Consider the following 14341-nt stretch of genomic DNA (forward strand, 5'->3'; position numbering starts at 1 on the left):
GCCCACATCTTGCGAGCCTCGTCCGACACCGTCTGGGCGTGCATCTCGAAACGACCGGCCATCGCCCGCATCGCGTGCGGGTCGGTCATGAAACGTGTTGCCATGTTGCCTTTCTCCTTTGTGGTTGTTGCTTCGGGTTGTAAATCAATGCATTTGGTCTTTGGGCGCGGTAGCTGCCGCGCGGCGGATAGATTACGGCCCGGCGGTTAACCGCCGGCCTCCAACGAGTGACAAGCGAAACCCGTTTTGCCGGGTTACACCACGACCTGTTTGGGCATGACGATCGGCTTGAAGCCGTACCGCGGGCCGGACCCGTAGGCCCCGGCACCCTTGGCGCCGGCCAGCATGCCCGGCATCCCGGGTGCACCGACGGCCGTCTCCTCGGCGGGGACGTTCCAGCCCGAGCCCTGCAACGGCGAAGTGGCCGCCGCGAGCTCGGCTTGCGTCGCCGGGGCGACAGAGGACCAGGTGGCCGGCACCGACAGCTTGCCGACCGTGGTGGCCTGCCCCAGACTGCCGGCCGCGCCCGCGCCCAGGGGCATGCCGCCCAGCGGTGCAACCGACCGGACCACGGTGCCCTCGACGATGCCGGCCGCCCCGGCTTCGGGGACGACGTCGCTGACGGCGGCCGCCGGCACCGCGGCACCGGCCAGCGTGTGGCCGAGCGATACCGCGGTGGGGATGGCCGTCATGACGAACCATGCCGCCGTGTTGACCGCGCCGTTGATGCCGTTCAGAACGGACGGCGTGCCGAGCAGACCGTCAATCGAGGCGATGATGTTCGGGTTCGACGTGGGTGTCGAGCCCAACAGGTCGGCGAGCGTCGAGCTGATCGAATCGGTCGCGCTCAACGGTTCGGCCAGCGCCTGCACGCCCGGGTCGGTGGTCGTGGTCAGCGGCGTCACCGGCTGCAGACTGGCGGCGGCCGCCTCCGAGGCGGCCTGGTAGGTGCTCATGGCGGTGGCGTCCTGGACCCACATCTCGTAGTACTCGATGTCCAACGCCTGGATTACCGGAAGACTGAACGGAATCGCTCCGAGCGCGGCCGCCCACTCGACCCGGTTCTGGTAAACCAATGCCGGGTTCACCACCGCGGCGTGCGCCGCCTCGAACGCGGCGGCCGACGCCGTGGCCGCCGCACTCGCCTGCTCGAGGGCGGTGGCCGTCTCGGTCAGATACGTCACGATCGGGGTGGCGGCGGCTGCCGCGGCGGCCGAGCCGCCACCGGTCCACTGCTCGGTGGTCAGCAACGAGATGATCGACTCCCACGAGGTCGCCGTGGTGCTCACCTCGGCGGCCAGGTTGGCGTAGGCGCCCGCCGCGGCCATGAGCGGCGCCGAGCCGGGACCGCTGTACACGAGCGTCGAGGTGATCTCCGGGGGTAGTGCTGCAAACTCAAAAACCATTTCTTTTCCCGCTCCTTATTCGAATGTGGCTGGGTGCGAAAGCCGCGATCGCGGCTGCGCCCGATGGGCCAGACGGCTTCTGGATGGCTTAGACGGCGGTCGACTTCGGCATGACGATCGGCTTGACGCCGTAGCGGGGTGCCCCGAACCCGGTGGAGGCGCGTCCCGTGCCCCCGACCATGCCGGGCATGCCGGGCACGACGGAGCTGGTCTGCGGCGCGGCGCCGGTCCAGCCCACGGTCTGCAGCGGGGTGGTGCTGGTGCCGACCACCGGGGTGACCTGGCCGCCAGCCCACGTCGGCGGTGCCGACAGATTGCCGACCAGCGTGCCCTGGCCCATCGCGGCCACCGGCATGCCGCCCATTCCGGCCATGCCCCCGACGCCGGCTTCCACGGGCGTCGTCTCGCTGGCGAGTGCAGCCGCCGCGGCGGCATCGCCGATGGTGTCGCTGCCGGCGGGCAGCAGACCACCACCGGCCATACCGAGCAGGGCGGAAGCGGCCGACGCCCAGTTGCCGCTACCGATGTTGAGAATGTTGGCGCTGTTGCTCGACAGGCCGAAGATCCCGCCGAGCATGGCCGGGTTGGTGTTGTTGCCGGTGCCGCCGAGCAGCCATTGCAGGATGTCGACGATCGTGGTGCCGGGGCCGGCCGCTTGGATTTGCGAGACCGGATCCGACAACGTACTGAACTGCTGCGAGCCTTCCGACAGCGCGGCCGCGGCGGCGTTGGTGGCCTCGGTGTCGCTGTAGCTGGTGGAGCTCACCCCGAGGTTGGTCGTGTAGGTCTCCAGCTGGGTCTGCGCGTCGGCGGCCGTCGTCTGGTACGTGGTGCCGAACGCCGAGAAGATCGTGGCCTGCTGGGCCGATACCGGATCGAGGGCGGCCGGAGCGACAACCGTCGTTGCCGCAGCGGCGCCGGCGTTCTGCGCCGCCAAGTTGGCGTTGATCGCCTCCAGCTGCCCCTGCGCGGCTAGCAACTCTTCAGTCACCGTTGTCAGGAATGACATCCACTGCTCCTCTGGTGTTCGGAAACATGTCGGCCCAAGCGGTTTGGGTCGACCCTGCGGGTTGGCGTACGAGCCCCTGTACGTTTGCGTAAGGCTAATTTCCGCAGTGATTAACTTCCCGACCGAAATGGCTAGGGTGACGGCCGTTTACGGCCTCTTAACGAAAGCGCCGACAGTTTTAACGCGGTCCTGTCGGCCGACATCGAAGTGACATCTCCAGCAAACGCCCGACCAGCATTAGATTGCGTGGGGCGGCGGATCATACGTCAAGCCGCGGCACAACGCACCTCCGAAATTCGGCGGGTTCCGGGTGGGACGCGGTGCCCCGGCTCCGGGTCCCACACGCTAGATTCGCCGCCGGGCCCCCATAGCCCAATTGGCAGAGGCAGCGGACTTAAAATCCGCCCAGTGTCGGTTCGAGTCCGACTGGGGGCACCGTCAGGGCGGCACAGCAATGTCACCGTGCCGGTTGCCAGGCCGCAAAGAACCGCGATGGCCCCACTCGACTTGCGAACGGACCCGGCGCCGCGGTGGTCCAGCGGCGGTGGCGGGAACCGGGTTGAGCGCGCTCCGGCAGCAAATTGGCCCGCGGCCGAGTCAGATTTTGCTGCGGTTTTCGGGGCAGTAGGCGGTGACCGCCGCGCCGATGATGCTGCCGGCACCGTTGTTGCTCACCCCGAGTGCCTTCTTCACGTCGCCGACCGTCTGTTCCATCGTGTCGCCGCCGGCGAAGTCCGCGCAGACGGCGTGCCCGATGTTGATCATCGTCTGGTCCTGGCCCTCGGCCCAGCTCAATCCGCGCTGCTGCAGGATGTGCAGGTAGTTATCGTCGGCCGGGTCGGCCTTGGCGACCGGGGTGCCGGCGTGGGCCGCGACGGCGCCAAGGAGGCCGGCCAGCACGGCGGCGATCGATGCCGCGCTGCGTGCCGTGTTCTTCATGCGTCGACTCCTTGGTGTGTCTGCCTGCTCGGCAGGGAACCCGAATCCTAACTTCGTCTTGACAGTATGTCTTGCCAGGGCACCAGCGCAGAACCCGTCACGCAGCGCTCGCGCCGATGGCCATGGCGAGAAAGTCCAGCCGCCACAGTTCTTGAAACAGCTTGCGCGCGAAGTCCTCCGCGTCGCCGGTGTCGCTGCCGGGGCGCACGTTGGCCGCGATCTCCCGGATGCTACGACGGCCGTCGACGAGTTGTGCGAAGGGTAGCTGAGCCGGGCTGAGCCGCAGTCGGGCGCCGGGTCCGAGCAGGTCGACACCGGACAGCTGGCACGCGGTGCGCGACATCGGCACGTAGTCGAGGGCGGCGGCCGTCGAGAAGTCGATGGTGTACTGCTGCTGCGGCCGGTCGGGGTGGCAGGCCATGAAGAAATGGGTGGCATTGAGCGGCTGCAGCCGCTCCATCACCGACCAGAGTTCGGCGTCCGTCAGTTGCGCCGTGTAAGACGCGAATTTGCTTGACGGCGTGAGGATTTCGTGTGGGTAGTAGGGCGTCTTGTGGAACCAGCCCTGGAACGTGAGCCCGGCCGAGGCGACCAGCTGTAGGCATTCGGACACCGTGTAGCTGCGCTGGCGCCCGTGCAAGAAAGTGTCGACGAGCGCGCCGTCGGTCTGCAGGTCGCGCGCCACCTTCAGATAGCTGCGGACGGGATGATCCGCGGGCAGCATCGCGATGATGTCCTTGACGGCCTGCACCGACGCCTCGTCCTGCGAGAGCCCCAGGTCGCGAAAGGCCGACTCGAGCAGTTCGACCCCGATCCGGCCGTACTTCGCATAGAGCATCACCCCGATCACGCCGTCGCGGCGCAGGCAGCGTGCCAGCGCGCGCAGCCCGGAGGGCGGATCGGCCATGTGATGCAGGACGCCGGTGGACACGATCAGGTCGAAGTCTCGGCCCAGCGCCGCCACCTTTTCGATCGGAAGCAGATGCAGTTCCAGGTTCTGCAGCCCGTGCTTGTCCTTCAAATAGCGCTGATGGTCCAGCGCCGACTGGCTGACGTCGACCGCCACCACGGTGGCGGAGCGGTTGGTGAACGCGAACACCGCCGCCTGGTTGGCGCCGCACCCCGCGATCAGGATGTCAAGGTCCGGCCGGTAGTCCCGGTCCGGCCACAGCACCCGGTGCGCCCAGTACGGATCGAACCACTCCCAGTTGTTCTTCGAGTAGTTTTCGAGATCGACGATGGGGGGCGGGTATTGCCACCGATCGTATTGCCGGGAGACAACATCGTTGCTTGGGTCGCTGCTTGGGTCGTCGGGGTTCACTACAGACGCAATGTAGCGGGTTTGCCCGGTGGTCGCAGGATCGCAACACGGCAATGCGGCGGGGCTTCCCGGGTGAAAATCGCCCCTTAAATACACTGGCCCACCGTGGGCATGCTGTTTGGGTTTGCGCCGTGGCTTATCTATTGGGTGTTGGTCGGCAACGTTCCGTTCAAGACGGCGGTGGTGGTGGCGTTTGCGATCGCCGTCGCCGCGGCTTTGATCGCGCGCCTGGTGGGCAAACCGGGCGGCTCGCTGGAGGTCGGGGCCGTCGCGACGTTCGCGGTGCTGACGATCCTGACGTTCACGCTCAGCGACTCGTTCATGCATCGCTGGATCCAGCCGCTCAGCGCCGCCGGCATCTTTCTCGTGGCGCTGGGCGGCCAGCTGGCGGGCAGATCGTTCGTGCGGGAGATCGCCGCCGCCGAGCAGCCCCCCGATGTCGTCAAGACCGAGCTGTTCAAGCGCATCACCGACGTCTTGTCGTGGGTCTGGATCGCGGCGTTCGCCGGCATGACGGTGTCGTCGGCGATCCCGCCGATTCTGGAATCCTTCGGCGGCCAACAGGCCACGATCCTCGACACGAGGACGCCGCTGCTGTTCGTCTGTTATTGGGTCATCCCGTATTCGCTGCTGGGGCTGGCGGCGCTGGCATCGAAGTGGGTGCCCGGTCGGATGCTCGCCGGGATCGACGACCTGGAGCGGGAAACCTCGTTCGTCGCCTACGACGAGGCCACCATCGACGAGCTCTACTTTTTGGCCCAGGAACATGCGAACCGGGAGGTGGGCCCCGGCAAGGAGGCCTACAACGTCAAGGTCGGTGGGAAGGGCACCCCGCTGACGGGTGACGAGTCGCGGAAATCGTGGCCGTCCACCTACAGGGTGCGCGACAAGAGGCGCTAGGCCGCCGTATCCCGCGCGGTGCGACAAACACCGTTGTCAGACCCGGTGCGTCGCCACGCCGGCGCGTCGGTGGTCTCATCACCTGAGACGGCACGGCGGCGTTCTGCCTCGCCGCGACGCGGATTGCGGTTCGGCCGACCCGATTTCGGCCGCGCCGCGGTCGCGCTGGCCACCCCGCGGTCCGGGTCACGCACGAAAAGTTTTGACTACGTTGGTGCAGTCGGGCCCACCACAAGCCCCACCCCACAAGCCACCCAACAAGCCCACCCAACAAGCAAGGAGCATGCCGATGAACGCGGTCAGCCCAGATGCCATTCGCGCGGAGACGGTTACCATCACCGGTCACGGTGGCGACGAGATCGAGGCCTACCTCGCGCAGCCGCTCGCCGAAGGGTCGCGCGGCGGCGTCGTCTTCATCCATCACATGCCGGGCTACGACCGTGAAACGAAGGAGTTCGTCCGCCGGTTCGCGGTCAACGGTTTTCACGCCGTGGCGCCCAACCTGTACTCCCGCGAGGCGCCGGGTGCCGCACCCGACGACGCCGCCGCGGCGGCCCGCGCTGCGGGCGGGGTGCCGGACGAGCGACTGGTCGGTGACGTCGCGGGCGCGATCGAGCACCTGCGGTCGCTGCCGGGTGCCAACGGCAAGTTCGGCGTCATCGGGCACTGCTCGGGTGGCCGGCACGCGTTCCTGGCGGCGTGCTCGCTGGAGCTGGACGCCGCGGTGGACTGCTACGGCGGATTCATCGTCGAAAACCCGCCGGAGGGCGTGCCGGCGGCCATCAAGCCGATTCTGCACCTGGCGCCGACGTTGAGCTGCCCGCTGCTGGGCCTGTTCGGGGTCGACGACAAGTTCCCCAACCCGTCCGCGGTGGCTACGCTGGACCAGGAGCTGACCAAGCTGGGCAAGGAACACGAGTTCCATTCCTACGACGGCGCGGGCCACGCCTTCTTCTCGGTCGACCGGCCGGTGTACCGGGTGGAGGCCGCCCTGGACGGCTGGGCCCGGATCGACGATTTCTTTGCCACCCACCTGAAAGGTTAGGTCTGCCAAGCCATGTGCACGCATTTGACCGCACACGTAGACATCGACGGCAGCGGCAAGGGCCCGGCGGGCTGGTTCGGCGCGGACCGGGCAACGGTCTACGTCGACCATCCCGTCCATGCGCCCTACGCCCACACCGTCAACATCGACGTGATCAATCCGAAGCTGGGCCCGGCGGCGCGGGTGGCCCTCGAACTCACCGAGGAAAGCGCGCTCGCGCTGGCCGACGCCATCCACGAAGCGATTTCGCGTTCTCCCGCCGGCATCACGTCGAAAAACCAGTTGGTCTAAGCGATGACCTCCGAGATTGACTACCCGCAGCCGGCCGCGGCCCGGGGCAGGGTCGAGCCCGCGCCGCGCCGGGTGCGGGGCTTTCTCGGCGACGAGCTCGTCTTCGACACGACCGCGGCCCGCTACGTGTGGGAGATCCCTTACTATCCCGCGTATTACATCCCGCTGCACGACGTGCGGATCGAGTACCTGCACGACGAAAACCACGCGCAGACAGTGCAATTCGGGCCGTCGCGGTTGCACGCGCTGATCGGGGCGGGCCAGACACACCCCGGCGCGGCGCGGGTGTTCGACGCGGACGGCGACAGCCCGGTGGCGGGCACCGTGCGGTTCGACTGGGGCGCGCTGCGCTGGTTCGAGGAGGACGAGCCCATCTACGTGCACCCGCGTAACCCCTATTCGCGGGTCGACGCGCTGCGCTCGCGCCGCCATGTCCGGGTGGACTGCGACGGCGTCGTGCTCGCCGACACCCGATCACCGGTGCTGCTCTTCGAAACCGGCTTGCCCACAAGGTATTACATCGACCCCACCGACGTCGTCTTCGAGCACCTGGAGCCCAGCGATACCCAGACCCAATGCCCGTACAAGGGAGTGACGTCGGGCTACTGGTCGGTGCGGGTCGGCGACAGGCTGCACACCGACCTCGCCTGGACCTATCACTACCCGTTGCCGGCGGTCAGCCAGATCGCGGGCCTGGTGGCGTTCTACAACGAGAAACTTGACATCACCGTCGACGGGCAACTGCTGCAGCGGCCCAACACGCAGTTCAGCTAATGGGCGCGCCGGATGTGGCAAATGTGACATTTGCCTCTTTCGGGGTTCATTTCTCATAAATTCTTATCCAACGTTCCGAATGTGGGAACCCAGGCGAGTAGCTGTAAACCGCATAACACCTTGTTAAATCAGCTGAGGGTGTTTGCCAGGTGGGCAGTGTGTATATACTCGACGACGGGCACCTGAGCGGATCCTGAGGCCGCACGGTGATTTAGCCGACGGCGCCGAATTCCCAGCATTTTCAACCGAATTCGGCCGGTAAAATTTGTGCAGATCAGCGTATTCGGGTGCTGAAATGCGGTTATCCCAGCCGACGGCGTCGCAATGAGCGTGCACCGGCATGACCGGCGATGACCCCGACGACAGCTAAGGCGGTGCGAACGTGAGCGAATTGAACGGCCGGCAGGCCGACCGCGACATCGTTACGACGAATGGCACGACACCGGTGGCGGTGGGCATCGCGGTCCACCACGGACCGATCAGCGACATGGCCCTGCGCCCCGACGGGCGCCGGCTGCTGGTGACCAACTATGCCGACGACAGCGTCTCCATCGTCGACACCGACACCTTCCGCGTCCTCGACACGGTGGAGGGGGTTTCCGAGCCGGCCGCCATCGCGGTGGACGGTGCACGTCCCGGCCGGGCATACGTCAGCGGGGTGGAGACGACCTCTGCGGCCTACGACTCCATCCGGGTCATCGACACCGGCACCGGCGCCGTGATCGCGACGCACCCGCTGACGATGAGCGTCAGCGACCTGGCCGCCGACGCCGCGGGGCGCCACGTATACGTCACCCGCAACGGCGTACCCGCCGCCGACGTGGCCGTGCTGGACACCGCGACCGGTCAGCTCCAGACCGTCGACGTCGCGGGCCGGGCTCCGGGGACCACCACCGAGTGCGTGCGCGTCAGCCCGGACGGAACCCGGGCCTACGTCGCAACCAACGGGCCCGCCGGCGGCCGGCTCGTGGTGATCGGGTCGACCCGGGCGGGCCTCCGGGTGATCGACACGGTTGAGGTCGGATTGCCGGTGCGCGATGTGGCGCTGAGCCCCAGCGGTGCCCTGGCCTACGTCACCAGTTCCGCGCCCGCCGTGGGGGTGGTGATCGACGTCGTCGACACCCGGACCAACACGATCAGCTGCACCCGCAAGATCGGCGAGACCGGCGGCTTCTTGACCCGCATGGCGTTGTCGGCCGATGGCGACCGTGCCTATCTGGTCAGCGATGACAACGTCACCGTGCTGTGCACGCTGAGCTACGACATCCTGGCCACCCTCGGCGCCGGGACGCAGCCGTCGTGCGCGGTGGAGAGCCCGGACGGGACCCGGCTCTACATCGCCGACTACTCCGGCGTTGTCACCGTCACGCCGCTGACTCCGAAGGCTCCGTTGGCGCTGGCCGGCGCCACCTCCGACACCGACGTGCTGAGCGCTGCCTGGCTGGTGCCCGACCTGGTGTCGCCGGAGCCGGCGTTCGCCTGACGCCGTTTGGGTGGTACAACGCGCCTTGTCGGGGGAATCCGGTTCCCATGCGGTAGTGCGGCGATACCATTCGCCCCGACCGACCAAGGGATGCTCGGCGCCGAGACGGTGAGGCGGTAGATCGATGGACAGCACGATGCAGGACTTTCCGCTGACGATCACCGCGATCATGCGGCACGGCTGCGGCGTGCACGGCGCCCGGACCATCACCACCGCTACCGCCGACGGCTACCGGCACACCACCTACCGCGAACTCGGGCAGCGGGCCGCGCAACTGGCGAACGCGCTGCGCGGCCTCGGCGTCACCGGCGACGAGCGGGTCGCGACGTTCATGTGGAACAACGCCGAACACCTGGCGGCCTACCTCGCGGTGCCCTCGATGGGCGCGGTGCTGCACACCCTCAACATCCGGTTGTTCCCCGAGCAGATCGCCTTCATCGCCAACGAGGCCGAGGACCAGGTCGTGCTGGTCGACACGTCATTGGCCCAGCTGCTGGCGCCGGTTCTGGCCGAGCTGAAGACGGTGCACACGGTGATTGCCGTCGGCGAGGGCGACACGGCGGCGCTGCAGGAATCGGGCAAGACGGTCCTGCGCTACCGCGAGTTCCTCGAGGGCCAGCCGACCGACTTCGACTGGCCACGCATCGACGAAACCTCCGCTGCCGCCATGTGTTACACCAGTGGAACCACCGGCAACCCCAAAGGTGTTGTCTACAGCCATCGTTCGACCTACCTCCATGCCATGGCCGCGTGCAGCAGCAACGGCATCGGGATCGGGGCCTGCGACCGGGTGCTGTCGATCGTGCCGATGTTCCACGCCAACGCCTGGGGGTTGCCCTACGCCGCGGCGATGGCCGGCGCCGCCCAGGTGCTACCCGATTGCCACCTCGATGCGAGATCGCTGGTCGACATGATCGAGAAGTGGCGGCCCACCCTGGCCGGCGCCGTGCCGACCATCTGGAACGACGTAATGCACTACCTGGAAAGGGATCCCGATCACGACATTTCGTCGCTGCGCCTGGTCGCCTGCGGTGGGTCGGCCGTTCCGGTGTCGATGATGCAGACCTTCGAGGACAAGTACGACGTCCAGATCCGGCAGCTGTGGGGCATGACCGAGACGTCGCCGTTGGCCACCCTGGCCTGGCCACCGGTGGACACACCGCAGGATCGGCACTGGGCGATCCGCGGGACGCAGGGCCAACCGATCTGCGGTGTGGAGATGCGCATCGTCGCCGACGACGGCACCGTGCTGCCCAACGACGGTCAGGCCGTCGGCGAGGTGGAGGTCCGCGGGCCGTGGATCACCGGCGCGTACTACCGCGGGCACGATGCCGCGAAGTTCGATTCCGGCTGGTTACGCACCGGCGACGTGGGCCGCATCGACGAGCAGGGGTTCGTCACGTTGACCGACCGAGCCAAGGACGTCATCAAATCCGGTGGCGAGTGGATCTCGTCGGTCGAGCTGGAGAACTGCCTGATCGGCCACCCCGAGGTCCTCAAGGCGGCGGTGGTCGGCGTGCCCGACGAGCGCTGGCAGGAACGACCACTGGCCGTCGTCGTCCGCAACGAAGGTGCCACGGTCAGCGCCGCCGAACTACGAAAATTCCTGTCCGACAAAGTCGTTCGATGGTGGCTTCCCGAACGGTGGGCCTTCGCCGACGAGGTTCCGCTGACCAGCGTGGGCAAGTACGACAAGAAAACCATCCGCGCCCGGTATGCCGACAACGCCTACCAGGTCATCGAAGCGCGCGACTGAAAAGGGGGGGGCGCTGAGCGGTCGGCGCATTCGGTACGGTCGAGCCCATGTGTCGACTCTTTGGCCTGCACGCCGGGACGCACGCCTGCACCGCGACTTTCTGGCTGCTGGACGCGCCCGACAGCCTGTCCGAACAGAGTCGGCGCAACCCGGACGGCACCGGTCTGGGGGTATTCGACGCCGACGGCCGGCCGCAGCTGTACAAGGAACCGATCGCCGCGTGGCAGGACGGCGACTTCGCGACCGAGGCGCACCGCACCACCGGCACGACGTTCGTGGCCCACGTGCGCTACGCGACGACAGGGGCGCTCGACATCCGCAACACCCACCCGTTTCTGCAGGACAGCCGGATCTTCGCGCACAACGGCGTGCTCGAGGGACTCGATGTCCTCGACGCGCGGCTGCGCGAAATCGGCACCGACGACTTGGTTTTGGGGCAGACGGACTCCGAGCGGGTGTTCGCATTGATCACCGGTTCGATTCGCGCCGCGGGTGGTGACGTCTCGGTGGGCATCACCGAGGCGATGACCTGGCTGGCGGCCAACGTGCCGATCTATGCGGTCAACGTGTTGCTGAGCACCGCCACGGACATCTGGGCGCTGCGCTATCCCGCCACCCATCAGCTGTGTCTGCTGGATCGGAGCACCGCCGGGTCCGACCCGCAATTCGATCTGCGTACCAAGCGAATTCACGCGCAGTCCGACGCGCTGTGCGACCGCCCGTCGGTGGTGTTGGCCACCGAACCGATGAACGACGACCCACGCTGGCGGTTGCTGCACCCCGGTGAACTGGTGCACATCGACGGTGACCTGCAGATCAACCGCACCATGATCCTGCCGGACCCGCCCCGGCACCTGTTGCGCCGCGAGGATTTGAGCGTCCCCGTCGAAGATGCGCAGCACGCGCTGCCGAACACCCGGAAGCTGTGACGTGCCAACCAATCGCGCGCTCGTGTTGGCCGGCGGGGGAATAGCCGGAATTGCCTGGGAGACAGGCATTTTGCGGGGAATCGCGGACGAGTCGCCCGTCGCGGCACGGCTGCTGCTGGACTCCGACGTGCTGATCGGAACGTCGGCGGGTTCGGCGGTCGCCGCACAGCTCGGCAGCGGCAGCACCCTGGCGGCGCTCTTCGATGCGCAGGTGGGGAAGACCTCGAGTGAAATCGATTCCGGCGGCGACGTCGAGACCATCACCGAACTGTTTCTGGCCGCCCTGGGCGAACCGTACGACGACTCGCAACCCCGGACGCGCCAGCAATTGCAGCGCATCGGGGCGGTCGCACTGGGCGCCCACACCGTCCCGGAGGCGGTGCGCCGACGGGTGATCGAGGACCGGTTGCCGTCCCACGACTGGCCGACGCGCGCCTTGCGCGTCACCGCAGTCGACACGGACACCGGGGAATTGGTGGTCTTCGATGCCGCATCCGGGGTTTCGCTTGTCGATGCGGTGGCGGCCAGTTGCGCGGTGCCGGGTGCGTGGCCGCCGGTGACGATCGGCGGCCGGCGGTACATGGACGGCGGGGTGGCCAGCTCGGTCAACCTGGCGGTCGCGCGGGACTGCGACGCGGCCGTCGTGCTGGTGCCCTCGGCGCCCGACGCTCCGTCGCCCTTCGGGGACGGGCCGGCCGCCGAGATCGCGGCGTTTCAGGGCCCGGCATTGGCCGTGTTCGCCGACAGCGGTTCGCTGAAGGCGTTCGGCCCCAACCCGTTAGACCCGAGCTGCCGGATCGGCTCGGCCGAAGCCGGCCGCGAGCAAGGCCGCCGCGAGGCACCGGCCGTGGCCCGGTTCTTGGGCGTCTGATCAGCCTTCGACCGCCGGCGACACGGAATGCTCGGTCGGATCCTGGGTCGGGGCCTCTAGTGCGGCCAGCGCCCGGTCGGCCAGCACCCGCCCGATCTCGATCACCTCTGCCGCCCGGTGGAAATCCAGGCTCCGGCACGTCGAGCGCGGCACTTCGATCAACAGATCCGGCGGGTAGGCGGACAGCATGTGACGCGTGAGGGCGGACTGGGCGATGTCGAATGCCCGGTACATCACCTCGAAGCTGCCCAGCTTGGGAACCCCCAGCGCCTCGTCGACCGCACCGTCTTGCCCCGACTGCTCCTCCGACCAGGTGTCAGACCAGGTGTCGGCGCCGAACCTGGTCAACACCGCGCGCGCGGTCGGCCGGTCGAGAAGCGAGCGCACCGCCGAGGTGTCGAGCAGCGCGGACGTGCTGCGCACCATGCGGTTGAGGAAGTCGGCGGTGGCGCCGGGTTCCGGCTCGCGCTTGGCGATCACCTCGCTCCCGCTGACTCCCACGGCGATCGTCAGATCGGCGGGTACCGCGGCGAGCGGGGCCATCGGCAACGGGTCCAGGATGCCGCCGTCGGCGAGCAGGCGGCCACCGATCTCGTGCGGGGCGATCACCCCGGGAATCGCGATGGACGCCCGGATCGCCTCGTCCAGGGGGCCGTGCTGAAACCACACCGACTTACCGGCCAGCAGATCGGTTGCCACTGCGGTGTAGGGGATGGGCAGTTCCTCGATGGTGACCTCGCCGAGGATGTCGCGCACCGCCTCCAGGATCTTCTCGGCGCGCATCACCCCCGCCGCGGTGATCGACGGGTCAAGCAGCCGCAGGATGGTCCGTTGCGTCAGCGACTTGGCCCAGTCGGCGAACTCGTCGAGCCGTCCGGCCGCCTGCAGGCCCCCGATCATCGCCCCCATCGACGAGCCGGTGATCCCCACGATCTCGAAACCGTGGGCGCGCAGCGCCTCGATCACGCCGATGTGCGCGTAGCCCCGGGCGCCGCCGCTCCCGAGTGCCAGCGCCACCCGGGTCGGTGCGGAGCGACGCGCAACGGGTTCGCCGGACACCCCTACATTTTGCGGGGCGACCCGGGTCCGCGCCGCCGGGGTGGCAGTTTTTTCACCCGTGATCGCAATTGCGGCGGGCTGAGAAACCGGTGCGGACGTTAATCGCACTCGTTGTCAGCGGCCGCGCGTACGGCGGTGATGACCGCCGCCTGCCGCGCCGGCGTCAGGTCCGGCCACCGGATGTTCCAGGTGCCCGTCGTGCTCGTCGTCGTGGTCTGCAGCATCGCCAGGTACGGCTCGAACAGCGATTCACCCGGCCGGGGATGAGCGTCCATCCACACCTTCGCGGCGTGGCAGGCCTGGTAGTACTCCTCCTCGGTCGACTCCGCGGGGACGTCGACCCGGGTGGTGACGCCGGCCGGGGACAGGCCGATCGCGCCCGACGGGGGCGCGGCGCGGCCGGTCGGGACCGTCGACGTACGCGCCGGTGACGAGCTGGTTTTGCCGCCGGGCTCGCCGCCGGACGCACAGCCCGCGATCCCGGGCGACACCGCAAAAGCTGCCGCCATTACCACCCAGCCCCACCGCAGGGGGCGATCACCGCGCCACCACACAGCC

14 protein-coding genes, 1 tRNA gene and 1 pseudogene are annotated in these 14341 nt (G+C 68.0%); 9 read left to right on the forward strand and 7 right to left on the reverse strand.

Features of this window, described 5'->3' with window-relative positions:
- From AWC25_RS23225 to AWC25_RS23235, 3 genes and pseudogenes are all read right to left on the reverse strand, one after another.
- Positions 1-104, reverse strand: a pseudogene (locus AWC25_RS23225) (WXG100 family type VII secretion target); the annotation flags it as partial.
- Positions 105-254: 150 nt separating this feature from the next.
- The gene (locus tag AWC25_RS23230) at positions 255-1406 is read right to left on the reverse strand and encodes a PPE family protein (protein ID WP_085167866.1); all 1152 of its coding nucleotides are present in this window, start codon (positions 1404-1406) and stop codon (positions 255-257) included.
- Between the two features lie 88 nt (positions 1407-1494).
- Positions 1495-2415 (reverse strand): PPE family protein, SVP subgroup, encoded by a 921-nt coding sequence (locus AWC25_RS23235; RefSeq protein ID WP_069402074.1) that lies wholly within the window; start codon positions 2413-2415, stop codon positions 1495-1497.
- A gap of 361 nt (positions 2416-2776) precedes the next feature.
- On the opposite strand from AWC25_RS23235, the gene AWC25_RS23240 reads away from it, so the two are divergent.
- Positions 2777-2850: transfer RNA gene (locus tag AWC25_RS23240), tRNA-Leu, on the forward strand.
- Between the two features lie 162 nt (positions 2851-3012).
- On the opposite strand, the gene AWC25_RS23245 is transcribed toward AWC25_RS23240, so the two are convergent.
- Both AWC25_RS23245 and AWC25_RS23250 read right to left on the reverse strand, forming a co-directional pair.
- Positions 3013-3354 carry a DUF732 domain-containing protein gene (locus tag AWC25_RS23245; protein ID WP_084229496.1) on the reverse strand — a complete coding sequence of 114 codons (342 nt, stop codon included), beginning with the start codon at positions 3352-3354 and terminating at the stop codon, positions 3013-3015.
- Between the two features lie 97 nt (positions 3355-3451).
- The gene (locus tag AWC25_RS23250) at positions 3452-4675 is read right to left on the reverse strand and encodes a class I SAM-dependent methyltransferase (RefSeq protein WP_069402073.1); all 1224 of its coding nucleotides are present in this window, start codon (positions 4673-4675) and stop codon (positions 3452-3454) included.
- A 105-nt stretch (positions 4676-4780) separates the two neighbouring features.
- Between AWC25_RS23250 and AWC25_RS23255 the strand changes: the two genes are divergently transcribed.
- The 8 genes from AWC25_RS23255 to AWC25_RS23290 all read left to right on the forward strand — a co-directional run bounded on the left by AWC25_RS23255 (position 4781) and on the right by AWC25_RS23290 (position 12724).
- A complete protein-coding gene (locus tag AWC25_RS23255) occupies positions 4781-5575 on the forward strand; it encodes a hypothetical protein (protein WP_069402072.1) in 795 nt (264 codons plus the stop codon).
- A gap of 289 nt (positions 5576-5864) precedes the next feature.
- On the forward strand, positions 5865-6620 hold the full coding sequence (locus tag AWC25_RS23260; protein ID WP_069402080.1) for a dienelactone hydrolase family protein: 756 nt from the start codon (positions 5865-5867) through the stop codon (positions 6618-6620).
- 24 nt (positions 6621-6644) lie between these two features.
- On the forward strand, positions 6645-6911 hold the full coding sequence (locus AWC25_RS23265; protein WP_232327248.1) for a DUF6295 family protein: 267 nt from the start codon (positions 6645-6647) through the stop codon (positions 6909-6911).
- Positions 6912-6914: 3 nt separating this feature from the next.
- Entirely contained in the window at positions 6915-7685 is a 771-nt protein-coding gene (locus AWC25_RS23270) for a DUF427 domain-containing protein (protein ID WP_069402070.1), read from the forward strand.
- A 382-nt stretch (positions 7686-8067) separates the two neighbouring features.
- Positions 8068-9168, forward strand: coding sequence for a YncE family protein (locus AWC25_RS23275; RefSeq protein WP_069402069.1), 1101 nt, complete (start codon positions 8068-8070; stop codon positions 9166-9168).
- A gap of 124 nt (positions 9169-9292) precedes the next feature.
- Positions 9293-10924 (forward strand): long-chain fatty acid--CoA ligase, encoded by a 1632-nt coding sequence (locus AWC25_RS23280; RefSeq protein WP_069402068.1) that lies wholly within the window; start codon positions 9293-9295, stop codon positions 10922-10924.
- A gap of 47 nt (positions 10925-10971) precedes the next feature.
- Complete coding sequence (locus tag AWC25_RS23285) at positions 10972-11853, forward strand: class II glutamine amidotransferase (protein WP_069402067.1); 882 nt, start codon at positions 10972-10974, stop codon at positions 11851-11853.
- Between the two features lies 1 nt (position 11854).
- Positions 11855-12724, forward strand: a complete 870-nt coding sequence (locus tag AWC25_RS23290) for a patatin-like phospholipase family protein (RefSeq protein WP_142279015.1) — start codon at positions 11855-11857, stop codon at positions 12722-12724.
- Here AWC25_RS23290 and AWC25_RS23295 read toward each other — a convergent pair whose 3' ends face one another.
- Positions 12725-13741 (reverse strand): patatin-like phospholipase family protein, encoded by a 1017-nt coding sequence (locus tag AWC25_RS23295; RefSeq protein WP_085167868.1) that lies wholly within the window; start codon positions 13739-13741, stop codon positions 12725-12727.
- Positions 13742-13881: 140 nt separating this feature from the next.
- Positions 13882-14292, reverse strand: a complete 411-nt coding sequence (locus AWC25_RS23300; protein ID WP_085167870.1) for a lipoprotein LpqV — start codon at positions 14290-14292, stop codon at positions 13882-13884.
- Between the last annotated feature and the right edge of the window lie 49 nt (positions 14293-14341).

Origin of the sequence: Mycobacterium sherrisii (assembly GCF_002102355.1) — a bacterium.
In the GTDB taxonomy this organism is placed as follows: Bacteria; Actinomycetota; Actinomycetes; order Mycobacteriales; family Mycobacteriaceae; genus Mycobacterium; species Mycobacterium sherrisii.

What these genes read in the sequence shown, in the direction of transcription:
- AWC25_RS23230 (WP_085167866.1), bottom strand. Translation starts at nt 1,406, where the DNA reads ATGGTTTTTGAGTTTGCAGCACTACCCCCGGAGATCACCTCGACGCTC.
- AWC25_RS23235 (WP_069402074.1), bottom strand. Translation starts at nt 2,415, where the DNA reads ATGTCATTCCTGACAACGGTGACTGAAGAGTTGCTAGCCGCGCAGGGG.
- AWC25_RS23245 (WP_084229496.1), bottom strand. Translation starts at nt 3,354, where the DNA reads ATGAAGAACACGGCACGCAGCGCGGCATCGATCGCCGCCGTGCTGGCC.
- AWC25_RS23260 (WP_069402080.1), top strand. Translation starts at nt 5,865, where the DNA reads ATGAACGCGGTCAGCCCAGATGCCATTCGCGCGGAGACGGTTACCATC.
- AWC25_RS23270 (WP_069402070.1), top strand. Translation starts at nt 6,915, where the DNA reads ATGACCTCCGAGATTGACTACCCGCAGCCGGCCGCGGCCCGGGGCAGG.
- AWC25_RS23280 (WP_069402068.1), top strand. Translation starts at nt 9,293, where the DNA reads ATGGACAGCACGATGCAGGACTTTCCGCTGACGATCACCGCGATCATG.
- AWC25_RS23285 (WP_069402067.1), top strand. Translation starts at nt 10,972, where the DNA reads ATGTGTCGACTCTTTGGCCTGCACGCCGGGACGCACGCCTGCACCGCG.
- AWC25_RS23300 (WP_085167870.1), bottom strand. Translation starts at nt 14,292, where the DNA reads ATGGCGGCAGCTTTTGCGGTGTCGCCCGGGATCGCGGGCTGTGCGTCC.